Annotated in this window: 8 protein-coding genes; 6 read left to right on the plus strand and 2 right to left on the minus strand. The window is 50.8% G+C overall.

All coding sequences use genetic code 11. The features are described 5' to 3' along the window. The first annotated feature begins 368 nt into the window (after positions 1–368). The 4 genes from AZF00_RS12980 (at position 369) to AZF00_RS12995 (ending at position 11,794) form a co-directional block, all read left to right on the plus strand. Positions 369–5,171: an NAD-glutamate dehydrogenase gene (locus AZF00_RS12980; RefSeq protein ID WP_008248688.1), complete on the plus strand. Its 4,803-nt coding sequence runs from the start codon at positions 369–371 to the stop codon at positions 5,169–5,171. Positions 5,172–5,398: 227 nt separating this feature from the next. Continuing rightward, the gene (locus AZF00_RS12985) at positions 5,399–7,585 is read left to right on the plus strand and encodes a mechanosensitive ion channel domain-containing protein (RefSeq protein ID WP_197465654.1); all 2,187 of its coding nucleotides are present in this window, start codon (positions 5,399–5,401) and stop codon (positions 7,583–7,585) included. Between the two features lie 205 nt (positions 7,586–7,790). Continuing rightward, positions 7,791–9,479, plus strand: coding sequence for a VRR-NUC domain-containing protein (locus AZF00_RS12990; RefSeq protein WP_008248686.1), 1,689 nt, complete (start codon positions 7,791–7,793; stop codon positions 9,477–9,479). Next, the gene (locus AZF00_RS12995; protein ID WP_197465655.1) at positions 9,461–11,794 is read left to right on the plus strand and encodes an ATP-dependent DNA helicase; all 2,334 of its coding nucleotides are present in this window, start codon (positions 9,461–9,463) and stop codon (positions 11,792–11,794) included. The genes AZF00_RS12990 and AZF00_RS12995 overlap by 19 nt, the downstream gene beginning before the upstream one ends. A 77-nt stretch (positions 11,795–11,871) precedes the next feature. On the opposite strand, the gene AZF00_RS13000 is transcribed toward AZF00_RS12995, so the two are convergent. Further along, entirely contained in the window at positions 11,872–14,952 is a 3,081-nt protein-coding gene (locus tag AZF00_RS13000; protein WP_008248683.1) for a parallel beta-helix domain-containing protein, read from the minus strand. A gap of 115 nt (positions 14,953–15,067) precedes the next feature. Between AZF00_RS13000 and AZF00_RS13005 the strand changes: the two genes are divergently transcribed. Both AZF00_RS13005 and AZF00_RS13010 read left to right on the plus strand, forming a co-directional pair. Beyond that, entirely contained in the window at positions 15,068–16,078 is a 1,011-nt protein-coding gene (locus AZF00_RS13005) for an AraC family transcriptional regulator (protein WP_008248682.1), read from the plus strand. Positions 16,079–16,254: 176 nt separating this feature from the next. Beyond that, a complete protein-coding gene (locus AZF00_RS13010; protein WP_008248673.1) occupies positions 16,255–17,985 on the plus strand; it encodes a potassium/proton antiporter in 1,731 nt (576 codons plus the stop codon). Between the two features lie 170 nt (positions 17,986–18,155). On the opposite strand, the gene AZF00_RS13015 is transcribed toward AZF00_RS13010, so the two are convergent. Further along, the gene (locus tag AZF00_RS13015; protein ID WP_008248672.1) at positions 18,156–20,708 is read right to left on the minus strand and encodes a TonB-dependent receptor; all 2,553 of its coding nucleotides are present in this window, start codon (positions 20,706–20,708) and stop codon (positions 18,156–18,158) included. Positions 20,709–20,990: the final 282 nt, after the last annotated feature.

The raw sequence follows: 20,990 nt of genomic DNA on the forward strand, positions 1-20,990 counted from the left end.
CAATAAATTATCGGCAAGCCTGAGGCGACAAGCTCAACAGCACGGGCGACAAGCATCGCGTATGCTCATTACTAGCGTTGAGAATTCTACGCTAATTCACAAATAAGCCCCTAAATTACATCCGCACATCTCGCCCACTCCCGCTAAAGGAAACGCAGCCAACTGCGCTTATTAGCCGTGTCTAATACCCCTGTTTCCAATTCAGAAAAATAAGGCGCTGATCAACGATCCCCGACCTTGCTCCCTGCCAACAAGGTTGAAATCAGTCGTATCTTGACTAAGCTGAACTAAAGTCCGTATCGCTATTCAGAATTACTACGAACACGCTATTTAGTCATAACACGATTATTACTAGGCAAGCCTGACATATGAAATCAAAACTCGGCAAACTAACACGCCTTATTCAACAGCGATTGGGCAATACCCCTGACTCTGCCGCGCTAAATGCATTGGCAGCACGCTACTGGGACGTTACAGCAAGCGAGACGATTACCAAGCGCAGCGCAGCGGAACTCCTCGACATTGTTCAGTCGCACTTGGCCCTTGCCGAATCAAGACGCGCCGACAATCCAAAAATACGAATTAGTCCGCCAATCGACAGTGGTGTTCTGGTATTGGAGATGGTGGCCAAAGATCAGCCCTTCATCTTTGACACCCTATCAAGTCTAATGTACGACGCGGGTTACACCGTAATATTATCTAACCATCCCATTTTCTGGGTATGCAGAGACAAGCGCGGTAAGCTTCTAGATATCGTCGCGCTCGACCGAAAACAGCAGCAACACACAGACTATCACGCCGAATCTTTTGTGCGTTATGAACTGGAAGCTGGTCCGAGTGCAATATCGCCCAACCGTTTAAAACAGCGCATCCGCAAAGCCCTAGACACCATCGCGCTAATTGTTACGCACTGGCAGCCCATGCGTGAAAAGGCGAAATCACTGCAACAATACTACTCCCAAAGTCCCGCACCGATGAAAGCTAGGGCCCGCCGGCAAGTTTGTAATTTTCTTAGCTGGCTTACCGACAACAACCTAACCTTTCTTGCCTATGTCGAGATGCAGCTACGGCAACAGGGTGATAAATGCAGCTTACACGCAGTTGAATCATCACGGCTCGGCTTGAAACTAGAATCTACGCCGTGGGAACACATAGAATCGCCCCAGCAGCGCGAGCAGATTTTAGCGCATTATTTAAATAGTCCACGCGTGCTGACAATTACTAAATCCAGTGAATTGGCGCCGATCCGACGTTTTGTGCCCATGGACTATATCGCCATTAAGGACTATAACGCCAAGGGCGAGCTTATAGGTGAACATCGCTTTTATGGATTGATGACCCGAGCCGCTTACAACAGTCGAGCCCTAGATATCCCACTGCTAGCTGATCGCATTCATGCTGCCATGAACCTTGCTCACTTTCCGCCAGGCAGTCACAACGGCAAAGTCATGCTGCAAATACTAGAAACCTTTCCCCGAGATGAGCTATTTCAAAGCAGTGCCAAAAAATTATTTGAAATTGCCATGGGGCTTATCGCAATAGAAGAGCAAAATCGAGTGCGGGTTTTCAACCGCACCGACCCGTTTCACCGTTACTACTCAATTCTGGTCTACATTCCTCGCGAGCAATATAGCCAGCACGTTCGAGAAAAAATACAAATCTTAATCTCAGCAAAACTGAACGCGTATAGTTCCGATTTTTCGATTTACTTTACTGATAACCGAATGGCCCGCTTACACCTCATCGTTCAAGTTGGCACTGATGAGAAGAAAAATTTAGACAACGCCGCCATAGAGGAATTAATCTGCGGCGTGACTGAAAGCTGGCAAGAGAAATTAAAATCCGTACTTTATAACAACTATCCACGCAAAACAGCCCAGCAACTATTCCAGAGCTATGCCGACGCCTTTACTGCGCCCTATATTGCAAAGACTGAGATTAAAAAGGCCGCCGCGGACATAGAACAGCTGGAGCAACTGAAAAATTCCGGCAATAACTTAGCGGTAAAGATTTACCGCGACACCTCCCACCGCGACGAGCGTGTTGAATTGCGTTGCTATTTTAAACATCAACCCCTAGCACTTTCCGAAATACAACCCCGGCTCAACAATCTCGGCTTGCGCTTAATGCTGGAAGACTTATACCCAGTGAGCGTTGAGCATGATGAAACGTATTGGGTTCAAGATTTTCGCGCCCAGACAGCCGTTGATGTAAATCACGTTTTTTGGCACGACGCCAGCTATTTTGAGCAGGCCTTCATTGCCATTCACAAGGAATTATGCGACGACGATGATTTCAATCGCTTAATTATCAGCGCCGATATCAACTGGCGTGAAGTCTCGCTAATACGCGCCTACTGCCGTTACCTAAAACAACTTGGCAACTACTTCGAACAAAATTATCTCAGTAAATTATTAGTCGATAACGGCGCGATCAGCCGCTTGTTAATCGATTTATTTCATGCCCGCTTTAATCCAAATATTGCAGAACGCGACACCCTCCAACACAAGCTAAACGAGCAGTTAGATATAGCACTGGAAGCGGTGCAAAGCCTAGATGCCGACCGTCTGTGCCGCAGCTTACGCACCCTAATTATGGCGACGCTGCGCAGCAACTATTATCAAACTGAGGACGAGGAGGCGGAAAATAGCGCCATATACGCCTTTAAATTTTCGACACGGGATATATTAGAAGCGCCTGCACCACGGCCGCGATATGAAATTTGGGTGCACTCACCCAACTTTGAAGCGGTGCACCTGCGCGGCGATAAGGTCGCACGCGGCGGCTTGCGGTGGTCTGACCGACCCGAAGATTTCCGCACCGAGGTGCTTGGTTTAGTAAAAGCGCAGATGGTTAAAAATGCCGTTATTGTTCCCGTCGGTGCCAAGGGCGGATTTGTTTGTCGACGCTTACCAGAAAACGGATCTAGAGAAGCCATTCAAGCTGAAGTGATCAGTTGTTATAAAGATTTTATCCGGGCAATGCTGTCGCTAACCGATAACCTGCAGGGCGACCGTGTTATTGGCCCACTCTTATCAGTTTGTCATGACGACGACGACCCCTACCTAGTGGTTGCCGCCGACAAAGGGACGGCGGCGTTCTCAGACATTGCTAACGGTGTGTCCAACGACCGGGGCTTTTGGATTGGCGACGCCTTTGCCTCGGGTGGGTCTAATGGTTACGACCACAAAAAGATGGGCATTACCGCCAAGGGCGGCTGGGAAGCGGTCAAACGCCATTTTCGCGAGCAGAACATAGACATCCAACGCGAAGAATTCACCACCATTGGCATCGGTGATATGGCCGGTGACGTCTTTGGTAATGGCATGCTTCTGTCTAAGAAAACAGCCTTGCTAGCGGCCTTCAATCATCTCCATATTTTTCTCGACCCGACGCCCAATACCGAAGAAAGTTGGAAGGAGCGAAAACGCCTATTTAAGCTGCCGCGTTCCAACTGGAGCGATTATAACAAAGCGCTGGTATCAGCAGGTGGCGATATTTATTCCCGCGCACTAAAAAGCATCACCCCCAGCGCGCAAGCCTGCCAAGCACTGGCACTGGAACATCGCGCTTACGCTCCAGATGAATTGATCCATCATATTCTGCAAGCACCAGTGGATTTACTCTGGAACGGCGGCATTGGCACCTATGTAAAAGCAGAAGGCGAAACCCATCAACAAGCCGGTGATCGCGCCAATGACAACCTGCGCGTCAACGGCTCGCAATTGCGCTGCAAAGCTGTCGGTGAAGGTGGTAACTTAGGTTTAACCCAAGCTGGCCGTATTGAATACGCGCTGAACGGTGGCCGCTGTAACTCTGACTTTATCGACAATTCCGCCGGTGTCGACTCCTCCGACAATGAAGTAAATATAAAAATATTGCTAAACGAACTCGTCGCTAAACAAGCAATAAGCTTTGTTGACCGAAACAAGCTCTTAAAAAGTATGACCAAGGATGTAGAACAGCAAGTTCTGCGCAACAACTACCTGCAAACTCAATCTATTAGCATGGTCGCGTCTCAATCCCCAGAGCGATTAGGGGAACAGGCTGAACTGATCCGCATCTTGGAGCGAGACGCCGGATTGGATCGAAAGCTCGAGTCACTACCCGATGAAAAGACGATTCAAAGTCGCAGGACGGCCGGACTCGGGCTCACCCGTCCCGAGCTAGCATGCCTATTATCTTATTCAAAAATACATATCAAAAAAATATTACTGGATTCCACTATTCCAGAAGATCCCTACCTGGCACAGGAATTATATCGCTATTTCCCGCAGCAATTAGGTGATCGCTACCCCGACCAAATCAGTGAGCATCGTTTGCGCCGCGAAATTATTTGCACAGTAATCACCAACAGCCTGGTGAACCGCATGGGTAATGCCTTTGCCCACCGCTTAAATGACGAGCTCGGCAACAGTTTTGAGGATATAGCTCGCGCATATACCGTGGCCCGCGACCTTTTTGATATCCGTTCACTGTGGGCAGACATTGAAAAACTAGACAATAAAGTACCCGACGAACTGCAAACCCGCATGATGCTTGAAATTCGCCGTCTGATAAAACACGTCACCCTGTGGCTAATAAACAACAAAGAGCAATTAAACAATATTCAAATTTTAATCAGCCGCTATGCCGAAGATATAAAGCTACTCGCCGACGACATCCATCATTACCTATCTAAAGATGAGCTGCATCGCATTGAACATCGTATTGCGGAGTACTGTAACAGCGGCATTCCCCGGCGAGTTGCACAGCGGGTTGTTATGCTAAAAGCCCTGTTTGCCAGCCCCGATATTACATGGCTGAAGGAACGCACTGGCGCGCCTGCAAAAGTATTAAGCGAAATCTACTTCAGATTGGCCGAGGCATTACAAATAACGTGGGTGCGTCGACATATCGACAAACTCACTGCCGACTCCCGCTGGCATGCCCTAGCGCGCAATGCCTTACGTGACGACCTATATCAACGCCATCGCGAGCTATGTGCAAAAGTAGCCGACGACATAGACATTAGCGCTAATATTGTTACCGAACTCGACAACTGGCTAAACAACAACAGTGTCCAAACCGCCTACTTAAGCAATTTGATTACCGAGGTTAAAAGTACCCAGCAAGCCAACTATTTAAGTCTCTCTGTTATATTGCGGCAACTGGGAAGGCTATCTGCGTAAGCCGTATTGATAAAAATAAGGGAACTCTTACTTCGTTTTGCTGACAGAGTGTCAATATACCGTAATCATATGAATCAACGGCCTATATGGAGGACGTCATCAGTTTTACCCGCCGACAAACACCAAACCTGCACCGCCAGCGACTGAGATCGCGCCAAATATTGATCATGGTATTAACCGGATTAATACTTAGTGCAAGCCCCAGTCATGCCCAAAATAGCGCAAGCGTGGCCCCGAGTTCTTCCCAGGAAATCAGCACCAATCTAGTCTTAGCGGATTTACTCGAAAATAGCGAAAGCAGGCAAGCCTTGATCGACAAATTGCGCGCGGCAGATGACGAGCCGACCGCAAGCCCCTCTGACAAAAAGCTGTCTAACACCGAAGCGCAGCCTAAACGGGAACAGCAAAAGTCCTTTGCGCGCACAATTGCACTGACGACAAGCAATTTTGGCAGCAGCATAAAGCAGCAATTCAGCGCGCTATTCACTGCTGTTGCCGCGCTGTTTAACAGTGAAAGGGCAACTGCAGCAAACGCGGAGAGCGCCGCAATAGTCTCAACCGTTATTAATATAGCAGTATTGATTGGCGTGACCTTTGCGGTGTTTATATTTTTGCGGCTGTTTGCCCGCCGCCCTTTTAGCACTATTAACGCCTGGGCCTGCAAAGGCGCTAACAAATACGCCATGCTGCGCACCATCGGAGCGGTTACGGCGGCGGGCTTAGTCGACACCGGGGTCGTTCTAGGCGCCTACCTCATCGGCAACACAACCGCATCACTACTAAGTACACACAACGGCGCCGACGCTACCCGACTTGCATTACTATTAAATGCTTTTCTCCTTGTGGAAGGCGTTAAGCTCCTGCTACGTATGTTGTTCGCCAGCCGATTCCCAGCGCTACGCTTACTACCATTACACGAAACACAGGCGAAATACTGTAACCGCTTCTTTGCCAATTTAGTGGGCTTCACCGGCTACGGCATTATGGTGCTGGTACCTATAGTGAACAAAAACCTAACGCCTACATCGGGCGCTGCTCTAACGACGCTCCTTGTACTCTGTGCCGCCATTTACTTTAGTATTGTGGTGCTGCGCAACAAGCGCAATATAAGCCAAAGCCTAATTGCTAAAGCGAAATTGCAACAAGGCAGCAGAGCTATTGCCTTGCGCCTGCTTGCGCGCTGCTGGCATCTCTTGGCGCTTATCTACGCCACTGCAGTGACAATTAGCAGCGTCTTGTACCCAGAAACAGCTCTGCCGTTTATCGCTACCGCGAGCTTAAAAACTGGACTGTACATCGGTATTGGCGCGCTCTTGCTGACGGTTATCCGTCAACTCATCGGCAGAGAAATCAGTTTACCGACTTCGCTCACCGAACAATTACCCCAACTCCAGTCGCGAGTGAATACCTACATTCCAACCGGTTTAAAAGTGTTGGGTACGCTCGTTGCCATTATTATCAGCGTGTTCACCTTGGATGCCTGGGCGGTATTTGACTTGCATGCGTGGTATGACACTGAAACCGGTAACAGTGCGGTGTCATCACTGTTGGATTGTTTGCTGATATTAGTACTGGCCTCGGCATTTTGGATCCTGGCGGCCAGCTACATTGAGCACCGTTTGTCACCGAGCAAAAAAGTCACACCCTCGGCCGCCGCCCGCGCCGAAACCCTGTTAGGCTTATTCCGCAGCTCGCTGGCCATTGTCATTATTGTCATGACGGTGATGATTATCTTGTCAGAGATTGGCGTAGAGATTGGCCCCTTAATCGCTGGTGCCGGTGTGCTCGGTCTTGCCGTTGGTTTTGGCGCGCAAAAATTAGTGCAAGATATTATAAACGGCGTATTCATCCAGCTGGAGAACGCCATTAATACCGGCGATTATGTGAATGTTGGCAGCCATGAAGGGACCGTTGAGCGCGTCGGCATTCGCTCGGTCGCCCTCCGCGATCTCTTTGGCACCTACCATATAGTGCCGTTTTCCTCCGTTGAAGCGGTTTCAAATTTCACTCGGGACTTCGCCTTCCATCTCGGCGAATACGGCATTGCCTACCGCGAAAATATCGACCATGCGATAGAACACCTCAAGGCGGCTTTCGAAGAACTTCGTCAAGGCGCACACAAGGACGATATTTTGGAAGATTTGCAGGTTGCCGGCGTTTCGGCGCTAGCCGACAGCTCGGTAAATATACGGGTGCTCATCAAAACCGCGCCGGGAATGCAATGGGCCGTTGGTCGCGCCTACAACCGCTTGGTGAAAATGCACTTCGACAAGGCCGGTATCGAAATTCCCTTCCCCCACACCACATTGTATTTTGGGGAAGACAAAGAAGGTTTGGCACCACCAGCCTATGTGCGAGTCGACACCGACCAGCCCGAAATAGCGCCAACTGAAGCTAGCTCAACGGCATCGTAATTACGTAGATACCACCTCCGAAATCAAAACGCCCTAGATTAGGGAACTAGGGCGTTTTCACTGGGTGTCAATTTATGCCTATTACATGCCCCGTCTTAGACGCCGGCCTCCCGGCCGCTAAACGCGGCAATTAATCAATGGACGTAGCAGCATAAAATCACAACAATAAGCGCATGAATCAGATCACCTCGCACAATCGCAATTGATGAACGAGCAAGCCACTCTGTTAGCCAGCGCCCTTGCACCGGCCTCGCTCGACGACCCACTCTACTACCTAAAAAACCTTCAGGCAGTGGTGACTTGGGTAATGACCCACCATCACGACCTGCTCGACGCTGAGGAATTAACAACACTCCAACAACTCCTGCAACTTTCTATTCCCGCACAGGCCCTACTGGCCCGAATGATTATTCGCAAGGGCGAGCTATTCCGCAGTGATAAGCTCAAATACGACGAAATTCCATCAAGCGCGAACGCACTAGATGAACTAAGTAAATATGGCTTTATCAACAGTAATCCGCTGATAGCTATTGAACAAATACATAAACACTGCCGCCGCGATGAACTTCTCAATTTACTCATCGCCGCCGGTAGCGCGCTACCAAAGTCTGCCAAAAAGTCCGAGCTGCTACTCGCGCTTGAGACGCTAGATCTAGCGACAAGCGCCAGCCCCCTCCACGCCTGGTGGCCGGAGGCGCCATTTAGCTTGGTGTCACTGCAATGCATGGCACTATTTGATCGCTTGCGACTGATGTTTTTTGGCAATCTTCATCAGGACTGGTCAGAGTTTGTGTTAACTGAACTCGGCCATCAAGCTTATGAAATCGTCGCCTTCGACCCGCAGTTTCGCGCCTTTGGCGACCGCGACGATGTTAATAGCTATCTTGCCTTACACCACTGCCAAACCGCGCTGCAAGAGGCAAGCGACATCACCGCCATTTTACCGCTACTCCCTGAGCGCTTAAGCAATCCTTGGCTTGAATATCGACGCCAACGACTGGGCTTTCAAATGGCGCAACACGCTGAGCGTGCAGGCGACATTCCGCTGGCTATCGAGCTTTATACCGGCAATGTTCTGAATGAGGCCAAGGTGCGCCTGTATCGGGTGCTCGAGAAACACAGCGACGATTCGCTCGCCGTTATTCACGCCATAGAGCAAGATTTACAATCACCGCTCAGGCTAGAAACCCAAGTTCATCTCCAGCGTATTCTCCTGCGGCTTAGTCGCAAAATGGGCAAGCCGCAGCCAAGACCAAAAAGGCAAAAGCTGCCAGTTGTTGAGTTGAGCCTTAACAACAACGACCGGCGCGTGGAATTTGCCGCCCTAGACGCACTCACGGCAGAAGACCAGCAAGAAGGCTTTTATACCGAAAACTGGCTGTTCACCGGCCTCCTTGGCCTACTCTTGTGGCCAGTCCTGTTCGAGCCTTTACCCGGCGCCTTCTTTCACCCTTTTCAAGCTGGCCCAGCAGATCTTTATCGGCCAGATTTTGTAGCACGCAGAAAAGCTCAAATTGATGAGCGCCTCGCGACATTAGATTCCGGTGAATACCGCGACTTGATCAAACACTGCTGGCAGCAAAAATACGGCATCGCTTGTTCATTAGTACACTGGCCGGTGATCACAGAGGCACTATTGGATTTAGCCTTAGCGATTATTCCCGCTGCGCACTTAAAGGCGATTTTCACGCACCTATTGAGCGACCTACGTAACCATCGCCGCGGCATGCCAGACTTATGCGTGTTTGACGGTCGCCTGCAAAGTTACAAACTGGTTGAAGTCAAAGGCCCCGGCGATAGACTGCAAGACCACCAAACCCTATGGATAGAATCTATGTTAGCTGCAGGCATTCCCATTGAGGTCGCGCAAGTGCAATGGATAAGCCCACCATGATAAATGTGTCGGTGAGATCACTGTGCGAATTTGCCGCCCGCACCGGCAGCCTGGAGTTTAAATACACCCCGGCACCAAGCGCCGAAGAAGGTATTATCGGCCACATTACCGTTCAGCAACGACGCCCCGATCCCTACGTAGCCGAGTATCTAATTAAAGGCGAGTGCGAAGACGTGTTTGTGAGCGGACGTGTCGACGGTTACTACGCACTGCAACAAGACTGCTTTCTGGAAGAAATAAAGACCCATCGCGGCAATGTCGCCAGAATTGGCCCTGGCCGCCGCGCACTGCACTGGGCACAGTTAAAAGTGTATGGCGCGCTGTTTTGCCGGCGCGACAATCGCGAGTCAATCAATCTTCGCTTGACCTATTTTGAAGTGCGCAAAGAGGAAGAAACCCACGAGACGCTAGAATTTAGCGCCGACGAGCTCTGGAACTACCTCAGCACTTTATGCCGAGACTATGCTCAGTGGGCGATAAAAGAGCAGCGCCATCGCGAGCGGCGCGATCTCGCCCTCGCCGCGCTAACTTTCCCCCACGCGGATTTCCGCACAGGCCAGCACGATCTATCGCGCAATGTATATATGGCGGTTGCATCTTCAGTGCCGCTGCTCTTACAAGCCCCTACCGGCATCGGTAAAACCGTTGGGGTTTTATACCCCGCAATGAAGGCCATGCCCAAAACCGGCTTAGACCGCCTGTTCTTTTTAACCTGCCGTAATACCGGGCGCAAACTTGGGCTCGACGGCCTGGGCACCATTATTAAAGCGCAAGCTCCTGTCGACCAAGAAGCCCCACGCGGACTCGAAGCGCCCCCTATTCGCGTACTTGAGCTTTCCTCTCGCGAAGCCGCCTGCGACCACCCAGACAAAGCCTGCCATGGCGACTCCTGCCCGCTGGCTAAAAACTTTTTTGACCGTTTAAGCGACGCCCGGGAAGAAGCCATTCAGCAACGTTTTTTAGATCAGTCCGCGCTCCGCGCTATTGCCCGTAACCATTCTATTTGCCGCTACTTTCTCGCCCAAGAAATGGCGCGCTGGAGCGATATTGTGGTCGGCGATGTGAACCATTACTTTGATCAATTCGCACTGCTCCACAGCCTGACCAAGCAAAACGAATGGAAGGTTGCGCCATTGGTTGACGAAGCCCACAACCTAATCGACCGCGCCCGTGGTATGTACAGCATTGTGCTCAGCGAAGCGGAAATGCTCTACACCATCAGCAAGGCACCAACGCCGCTGCAAAAGCCGCTGGCGGATCTCGAAGAAGCATGGCAAACCCTAATAAAGCCTTTTTTAAGCGACACCCCAGCGGCAGATGTAGAACATCGTTACTTCTTAGCAGACGTACCCGAAGAGTTAAATAGCGCTTTATACAGCCTAATTGCGGCCATAACCGACTACCTAAGCGACCACCCCACTGCCGCCGACATTCAGTATGTGCTGTTTACCGCGCTCGGCTTTCTGCGCCTCGCCGACGCCTTTGCCGATCATTCACTTTGCACCTTAGAGTTTACCGTGTCGCCCCTAGCGGGCACCATTTTACGCGGCAGTGCCAAACTTAAAATCGACAACCTAATTCCCGCAGACCACTTAAAGCAGCGCTTTCTTGATGCCGACAGCTGCGTGCTATTTTCGGCAACACTGTCGCCAAACCGCTACCACCAAGACCTCTTGGGCATGCCAGCAACCAGCGTCTTCAAAGACATCGAAAGCCCCTTTCAGCGCGAGCAAATTGAGCTGCGTTTTGTGACCGACATCAGCACTCGCCGCGGCGACCGCTTTGCCTCATTAGAACCCATCAGCGCGCGCATCGCCGCCCAGTTCAAGGCGCAACCCGGTAACTACCTTGTCTACCTCAGCAGCTTCGAATACCTCAATGCGCTGTGCGCGTGTTTAAACAAACTGCAGCCAGAAATCCCTACAATTCGCCAAAGTGCGGGAATGGCGCCTTCGGCGCGGGAACAGTTTATTTTAGATGCCAGCGACACCACTCCCAGCGTTGGCTTTGCAGTATTAGGCGGCGTGTTTTCTGAAGGTATCGACCTGCCCGGTGACAAACTGATTGGGGTTTTTGTTGCCACCTTAGGCCTACCACCCCACGACGAATTGCACGAGGTATTACGCACGCGATTGGAAGCACGCTATGGCGACGGCTACCGCTACACCTACCTCTACCCCGGCATGCAAAAAGTCATACAAGCGGCTGGTCGTTTAATACGCACCCCCGAAGATCGCGGCGTGATTGAACTCATCGACGACCGTTTTCTACGTGAGGATATCAAAGCGATGCTGCCCAAATGGTGGTTGCACTGAGAGAAATAAAGACCGGAACTTGAAAGCGAATAGGCCAGCTAGCACTGACCTATTCGCTAGAGTATTACCTTAGACGTTTACAGGCTATCTAGCGGCAAACATTGGCCACCAAGCACCGGCACTTCGCCCGGTAGACAAAGTTCCAAATCAGAGCCACTGCCACTACTGGTGCCGCAGGCATCTGCATTGTCGTAGGTGTCGTTGACGACTTCATTGATCCATTTTGTTACTAGATCAAATGCCCCAGCGTGCACCGTACTCCGCGCTATCGGCGGCATCCGTGCAGCCAAGGTTGTAGCTTCGGGCCCTAGGCGGTAGGGAAGAATAGACTCAGCAGCATTACCGGGAACAATGTCATACTCACGACCGCCGCGACCTTCGGTGCCACTGGCAGTTGGCCCTTTGCATATACCAAAGGTATCGTTCACCGCACGGAATACATCGAGGTAGAAGCCAGTGTTCTGCGCCAAACCACGAGGATTATGGCAGTGGGCACAGTTCACTTCGAGATAGGAACGTACGCGCGCTTCAACATCTTTGTCGCTGTTTGAATCAAAGCCTGAGTCACCCGGTATATTAAAGATTGGGTTGCGTTCAACAGCCTTCAGATACTGTGTATTTGAATCGACTGCCATATTGCTTGGGCAGTTTTTCATTAGGCCAGTTTCACACCAAAACACCAATTGGTTTCTGCCGTTAACCGCGTGCGCATCCATACCCGAGGCAAGAGGCGACTCGCTGCTATACGGACGGTTAAGATTCCGCGCCTTGGGACCAATGGGCGCAGAGCCTGTTTCGGCATCGTCGTTAGCATGACAACTTTGACACTGGTTAGCGTTTGGTAAGACATAGGCGTCCGTTGAGCCTTGGTAGTGATCACCGCTATTCACGTCGCTGTAATCCCAGCTTGCGCTCATCACCCCACCCTGCTGGGTCAAGTACGCTACCTTCTTACCATTTTCTTCTTTCCAAATATACTCTAGGCCATCCCAGTAATACTGACCGCCACTGGTTTGCCGTTTAATGATCAACCTCGTTTCTGCCGCAACTTCGGTTTGATTCGTTTCATTCGTAAAGGAGAAAGTCTTAGCGAGAATCGTTCCGACGGGGAATAAAATTGCAGCATTGGCGTTGTCATTACCATCGCGATAAATAGCCTGTTCGCCTTTAGGAATATAGGCCACGCGATATTTGGTGGCGTAATCCGAAAACAACTTGGTATTCAGCACAAAGGGCACACCCTGACCATTGGGTAGACTAGTGGGGTCCTCCGCATCGGCAAATAAATGGTACTGATCAAGCCGTGGGCAGTTAACCGTATAGGCCGCCGCATTGATCTCACCGGCAGGGACAGAGGCATTACAAAGCTGGTCAACCAATGCATCTGACGGAGCGGGATCAATTGTGCCAGAAGGTTCAAACGCTGGGATCACTATCGGCGGTAGCGGCGCCATATTGCTGCCATAAGTCTCGTCGCAGAGGTGCGGCGTGATATCGGTATCCACAGGGAAGTTCGGCAGACTAGTCACAATGTCTATGAGGTCTTCTGGGCCTTGCGGTGGCAGGTATAACAGCGCTTCTAGGCCTTCGGTGCCGTGAAAATTGGCGAAAGTAGCGCTGTCGCTGTCAAAGTTATTGCTGGGGTCTATACAGGAATACCACCACTGCGGCTTCTTGCGTTCGCCCGCTTCATTAAACTTGTAAGCATTATATCGGCAAGAGGGATTGGGGTACTGGTTACCTGAGATGGGCTTGCCTTCAGCATCTGCAGGTACTGGGTCGCCCTTACTGTCGGTTGGGTAAGGGCAGTCGGCGTTGTATTCGTCTTCATAGCCATCCCATGCGATGTGCGCGCCGCGGTATTCACCGGTGCCAGCCACCATTTTCAAACCAATTAACATAGGAAATGCGGAGGTGACCTGCTCACCACCAGTATCGATAATAGAGGCAAAATCAGGGCTTGGTAGATCGTTACCGTTATTTTTAAAGGTGTTATTCCAAATGTGAACACCTTCGCTGTATAAATCCATACGGCGATCGCCAGGCACACCAAATAGCTTGTAGCTCGTGTGCACAATACCGGCAGTGCCATTGTCTTCAAAAGTGTTATCAAAAATATCGATCTTGTCGTAACCCATGGTCAACATACCGGTACCGCGAGGTACGTTAGATACGATGCTGCCGGGTTCGGCAAAGTTGTAAGTGTTATTGTTACGCGAGGTGTTACGGTACATACGGGTACGGCTACCGTAACGCGTTAAGCCGTCTAAGTCATAAACCAAGAAACCGCCGGTATTACATTCCGACAAATTGTCGACATACTCACCGCCGCGCACATTCTCAATTTCAAAACCAAAGACGTTAAACGCAGCGCGGCTGTTGCGAATAATCGCGTTATCGGTTTGACCTACATAAATACCGGCGTCAGATGCACCTACCGACTCCACATACTCAACCAAGATATTCCGCGAGTTTACTGGGTAAACCCCATAGCGGCCCGACAACTTACTGACATTGTAATCTGGTGACGTCGTGTCCATTTCAAGGGGATTGGGATTGTCGGGGTTGTGTCGCGCTGGATCGGTACAGGCAACCTGCAACTTAGTTTTATAATTTGCCGCCGTTATGGTGTCTTCGTTGGCCGTGTTGCGCCCGCTAGACCAAAATGCACGAACCCGGCGTAGAGTCCCGTGATCAACACCCTGTAGCTTGAAAGCATCACCCGGCGAATCCAGCACCGTCAAATCTTCAACGGTAATGCCGCGCACCGTAGTCGCAAGAAAGCCTTCCTGCGAGCCGCTATTTTTGAACGAGAGTACCGTTTTATCCATACCCTGGCCTTTAACGAGGATATCTTCTGTACCGGATATCTGGATGCCTGAGGTCAGTTCATAATAGCCCTCACCAAATTCAATGACATCCTTGGGTTTGGCGCTGATCATCGCCAACACCATCTCAGTGGTCGCATTCGGCCCGTTTGCGATGAAGAAAGTACGTCCCTGCCCGTCCTCGACACCGGGGTTACCGCCCGTGTCTGGATTACCCGGATTCGAGCCAGTGTTCGATTTAGCGCTATTACCGCCACCACAAGCTGCAAGGATTAGCACCAGCAGTAATAGTAAATAGTGAGATAAGGGTCTTTGCTTGAATTTCAACATAACATTCCATCTGCGACGTCTGTGAACTATTGAGCGGCCTGCCGCTATCAAGCAATTATGCTACCTTGTAAAGAATTAGGTACAATGCGGAAACGTGTCTTAAACGGGTTAATTTGTGACAAACAGCGCATTAGCTATCACCGCCCACGCTCAGTGGGCCAACATGGTCGCCAATGTTACCGCTGCGGCCTGCGGCTTTGATCGCGAGCAGTTATTCAAGGAAGCGGGCATTCCGTTATCCGCCTGGGACTCAGTGAGCCGGGTGAACCAAGAGGAACTCACTGCGCTGTGGAAGTTAGCACAGCGATTAACTGGCCGGGTCGATCTTGGTCTCGATGTATTAGAACACTTCCACTTTAGAACCATTGGCTCGCTGGCTTTTAAGATGATGGTCGCCAAGACATTTCGGCAATCCATTCTAGAAGCACTCGATCAAATATCTTTGGTCAGCGAAGTGTGGAAGTTTTCGCTTACGGAAGAACGCGGTTTAGGCGTAATGCGATTTCGCCTTGCAAACCCCAGTTTAGAGGTTACCCATTACTCGTATGATGCATTTATCTGTGCCTGTGTTCGGGTTTTGCAAGACTGCTTCCCAAACAACACCTATAAATATGCCGAAATCTGGTTTGCGCACCCAGACTTTGGCCTAAAAGATATATACGAGGCCAAGCTTAGCTCGCATTGTCGGTTTAACTGTAAGGAATACGCACTATGCCTAGACGCAAAACTGCTAGACCTTCCCCTGCAATCAGCTGACCCTCAGCTCTACGAATCCCTTGATACCAGCCTTGACTATCAAGTTAGGACACTCAACAGCCAAAGTGCCATTATCGAAAAAGCCATACTAAAATTGATCGACGAAGGCGTGGCGCCATCGCGTCAAACAGTATCCGCTAAACTGGAGATAGGTGAACGCACACTACTGCGCAGACTGAAAGATGAAAACCTCACTTACAAAGAGGTCCAAGAACAAGTCTTTGAAAAGTTCACCCTCCGCCAACTGCAGCGCGGTGAATCTATGGAGGCGATTGCCGAAAAACTGGGCTATTCCGATGCCAAATCCCTAGGAAAAATGCTCAAGCGACGCACTGGCTTAGGAATTCGCCAACTAAGGGCTGGCACTTAAACAAAGCACCGCCCGCTAACGGCAGCAAAGCAGAAATCGCCACGGTTCCCTATAATTATCTAGCCTACCTATTAAAGGCCAAGAGGAGGACCTTAATGGGATAGAATTGCCGTTACCTAGCCAGACTACAAAGAACTAGCCCAATACACCGCAAGTGATGAGCACCTAACCGACAAATGATTGAACACACCTACCAACTTGTATTTATCGGCGCCGCACTGTTCTTGTTTGCGGTGTTTGCCAGCATCATCTCCCGTCGCCTAGGGGCTCCCCTATTACTGATATTCCTGCTGCTCGGCATGCTAGCTGGTGAAGACGGCATCGGCGGCATCCACTTTGATGATATCGACACCGCGTTTTTAATTGGCAACCTCGCACTCGCCATTATCATTTTTGATGGCGGACTTGGCACGCGTATGGATACTTTTCGCAGCAGCTTACGGCCTGCGCTCTCCTTAGCCACTGTGGGCGTATTTCTCACCGCGGGAATAACCGGCGCAGCCGCCTGTTATATCCTTGACCTACCTTGGCAAGAGGGCTTATTGATCGGCGCGATCGTCGGCTCAACAGATGCGGCGGCGGTATTCGGCCTTATCAAAAATGCTGGGCTAAACCTAAAGGATCGAACCGGTGCCACCCTAGAAATTGAATCTGGCTCCAACGACCCTATGGCCATTTTCTTGACGATCACACTCGTTGAAGCCCTGAGCAGCCCTGCCGGATTAAGTGGCTGGCTGCTGCTAGCCGAGCTTGCCAAGCAAATGGGTCTAGGCCTTCTCTTCGGGGTGCTGGGCGGCTACGCCATCCCAGCAGCGCTGGGCAAAATAACATTGCCGGTGTCCTTATACCCATTAATGGTCTTTGCCGCCGCGCTCACCTTATTTGGCGGCACCAGCTTTAGCGGGGGCAGTGGTTTTCTCGCCATTTACATCGCTGGCGTGATGACCGGCACCACGTCATCTTTGTATATGATTGACATACGACGCTTTCACGATGGCATCGCCTGGTTGAGCCAGATTGGCATGTTCTTAATGCTAGGCCTCTTGGTAACGCCGAGTCTGCTGCCACCCATCATCATTCCGGCGCTAATTATCGCCGGTATACTGATATTCATCGCGCGGCCACTGGCGGTAGCGGTATCACTGCTGCCGTTCAGGTTTCCCGTGCGCGATCAAGTTTTTGTAAGCTGGTGCGGATTACGCGGTGCGGTACCGATCATCCTCGCTCTATTCCCCTCCCTCGCAGGCTTAGAGAACGCGCGCATTTACTTTGAATTGGTGTTCTTCGTGGTATTAACCTCGCTGGTCATCCAGGGCTGGACCATTGCACCAATGGCCCGCTGGTTAAAAGTCGACTTGCCCGTGACACTGAAATTGCCGAGTTTTAAAAGTACCCACTTGCCCAGCAATCCCCACAAGGACCTTGTGGTGTATCAGGTGGTTGCCGGAAGCAGTGTCATTGGCAAATCAATCTATCAGCTGGTGCTACCTGTTAGCGCTCAGGTTGTTGCGCTCATCCGCGATGAAATCCCGCTTAACTCAAACGAAGAAAACACGCTTCAGGAAAGCGATCAAGTCGTCATCGTTGCCACTACCGGCATGGCCGAAAAACTAGCCGATTTATTCTCACCGGCCCTCTCGCGCATGTCATCAAAACAATCGTCCAGCTATTTCGGGGATTTCACAATTCGACCAAACAGCAAATTAGGCGATCTGGCGCTCCTATATACCTTTGACATACCCGATGAATTAAAACACCTCACCGTAGGCGAGCACATTAAACGCAAGTTTAGGGGACGCCCCGTGGTTGGTGACGCACTGACCTTCCCACAGCTTAAACTGACTGTTAAGGAAATGAAAAATGGCGAGATTTCTTTGATAGGCCTCAAGCTCAACCTAGATTCCTAGATGAAAAAATCGCGTCATCGGCTACGCCAGGTTCCTCTACTGTATGACTCTAGTGGGGTAGAGCCATATTTCAGGTATATAAAAACCAGTTTCGATGCAGTTACCGTCAAGGCACTATTTTTTACCTACCCCGGTGCAGCGACGAGCCACCACCGGAGAGGGCCACAGGGTTACCAGCGGTAGCTGGCTTGCAGCGCAAAAGTACGTGGATTATTAACCAAGCCGTGATGGGTGGTCGCCCCGGTGATGGTTTTCGCGGTCGGCGCATCAACGCCGTAAAGCACGACCAACTCATCGCTAAGATTTTTAGCCAACAGTGCCACCTCCCACTCGCCGTCTATTGACGACAGGGCAAGTCGACCATTGAAGGTTTGATAGGCATCCTGCTTGATGCGATCATCCAAATTCGGCGAGGGGTGGTAGTCGTCGGTAAAGATCACATCAATATTGGCGCGTAGCATAAGTGCGTTACCGAGCGGGCGCTCGTAGGCCAACATCAAATTACCAGAATAGTCAGCAACGTATTGATTAGTCTTGCCACTGTAGTCGCAGTTTATGCCATTGGCATTGTCAGGCGTTTGATCCTGAATACAGGTGCCAAGCTGGTGGTCCTGAAACTCGAAGTCAAGGAAAGCCAGGCCGCCGGCCAATATCAGGTTTTCGGTCAGAGCCATACGGCCATCCAGTTCAATACCCTGAGAAACCGCGCTGGCCGCATTGCCCACATTAAAACCCAATGTACCGTCGAAGACACTGACCTGCAGGTTATCGAACTCGGTGCGGAACAACGCCGCATTCAGCTCGGCAGCGCCTTCGAGAAGGGTGGTTTTGACCCCCAACTCAAAGCTAAGCGCCTCCTCTTCCTCAAACTCAAAGCTACCAATCAACACTTGCTGATTAGTACCTGTAGGCGCATTGGGGTTAATCGGCGTAGGGTCGGCGCTAGGCGACGCATTGGAGCGCGCGTCAAAACCGCCTGACTTGTAACCACGGCTGGCGGAGAAGTAGCTCATTAAGTTATCAGTGGCATCCCACTGCAAGTTGATCAGCGGTGCGAACTGCACTTCTTCGCGCTCACCTTTCAGGTCGTGACGCTCGGCGGCAAAACTGACCGCAGCGGCGGTGTCGACTTCACCCAGTGGCTGAATTGTCCCATCGTCCAAGCCAAATTCGAGTTTACGCGCACCTTCTTTATTTTCCCAAGTCAGGCGACCACCGAGGGTTAGGCGCAAGGTGTCCGCCATATTCCAAGTTGCCTGCATAAAGGTTGAGGCGATGGTTGATTCGCTGTTGAAGTCACGCGGTGTACGGATGCCGCGGAGCGCGTTACCGGCGTCACCAATACCTAGCAGTTCAAAGCCACTGGAGCCGTCAGCACCGGGATCAGCATCACCACGGGCGCCACCTTCGAGCAGGTCAGCGGCGTTAACCAGTTGTGGAATAATGTCAGAGGGCAAGTATAACGAGTCAAAAAAGTCGAGTTCGCTGTATTGAAAATAGGCACCCGCAATATACTCAAAAGTTCCACCGGCTGGGGAAATCCAGCGGAATTCTTGGCTGAACTGCTGATACTCTTCTTGAAATTCAACTTGGAATAGCGGCGCGCCAGTGAAGTCGCAGTCGCAGTCTTCATCGTACTCATAACCCATGATGCCGGTGATCGAGGTGAACTGGTGATCGTCGCGATACCAGTCGACATTGGCTGTAAGGTTATAGGTGTCGTTATTGCTGTAGTCGCCGTTGCTGTGGCGTTTGCGATCAGCGGTATTGTTCAGTACGCCCTCATCGGAGTCGATATCGATAATCGAGCCGCTGGGCTGAAGCTGTAGAAAACTTAACACCGGCGCTGGCAGCACGCCAGTCAATGCCGCTAAGCCACCGGCGTCTGGGAATGTTGTGCGATCCATGATCTCACCGTAGGTGCGGCCTTGGAACAAGAAAACATCGGAGTTAGACGCGTAATTGGTAATAATTTCAGAGTTGCGACCGACCACATCAAAGCTGCCCGCCTCGATTTTAAATTTGGCCGTCACACTGTCGCTGACATCCCAGCTGAGTTTAATACGGAAGGTTTCTTCTGCGCGCTGCGCTTCGTCGCGATCCAGCACCAGGTTTTCCATAAAGCCGTCTAGCTCGCGCTTGCGCACGGCAAAGCGGTAACCCAAGCGATCATTGATCGGGCCGCTGACCACCAAATCGATAATACGCTCGTTCTGTTCAGGCTCATAAGTGACCTGAACATTGCCTTCAGCGTATTCGCTTGGGTTAGCCGTTTGGATACTGATCGCGCCAGCAATACTATTTTTGCCCAACAGGATGTTCTGCGGGCCGCGCAGAACTTCTACTCGAGACAAATCGAGGAAGGGTGCACGCGCCAGCTGAGCGCGGCCATAGGCAATACCATCAACATACATACCCACCGATTGCTCAAAACCTTGGTTTTCACCTGAGCCGATACCGCGAATATAAATATCAGTGCCAATGCCGGATTCCGACATGGTGAAGTTGGGTACATAAGCCTGCAAGTCTTCAATCTTAGCAATGCCCGCCTCCATCATTTTCTCGCCACCGATGGCGCTAACGGAAACCGGCACGTCCTGCAGGCTTTGCGCACGCAGCTGAGCCGTAACCACCACTTCTTCGAGCATTGGCGCGGCATGTGCGAGGCTACCAAGCAAGCCCAACGGCAGCAGGGATGATAAGGCACTAATTCTTTTTTTCATTGTGGTCCTCATTATTCTAGAAGGAAGTAAGAGCATAGCCCTAGACATAAACTCGGGCAGATTTTTTGTTATGTAAGTTCGGCTACTGTTTAAGATAGCCTACCCAGCTCAAGTTACGATGATATCACTCTAAAAACTGCTCATTGAATATTTCTCATCGCAGATTCTGTGAGTAATAGCTTATTGAAACATTGGCCACTAGGGGCTTTTTATTAGGTTTTTCGGCCAATTAGGAGAAATTACTGGCAAAGATGGACCCAAAAGGTCAAATTTTGTCCTTAT

Origin of the sequence: Zhongshania aliphaticivorans (assembly GCF_001586255.1) — a bacterium.
In the GTDB taxonomy this organism is placed as follows: Bacteria; Pseudomonadota; Gammaproteobacteria; order Pseudomonadales; family Spongiibacteraceae; genus Spongiibacter; species Spongiibacter aliphaticivorans.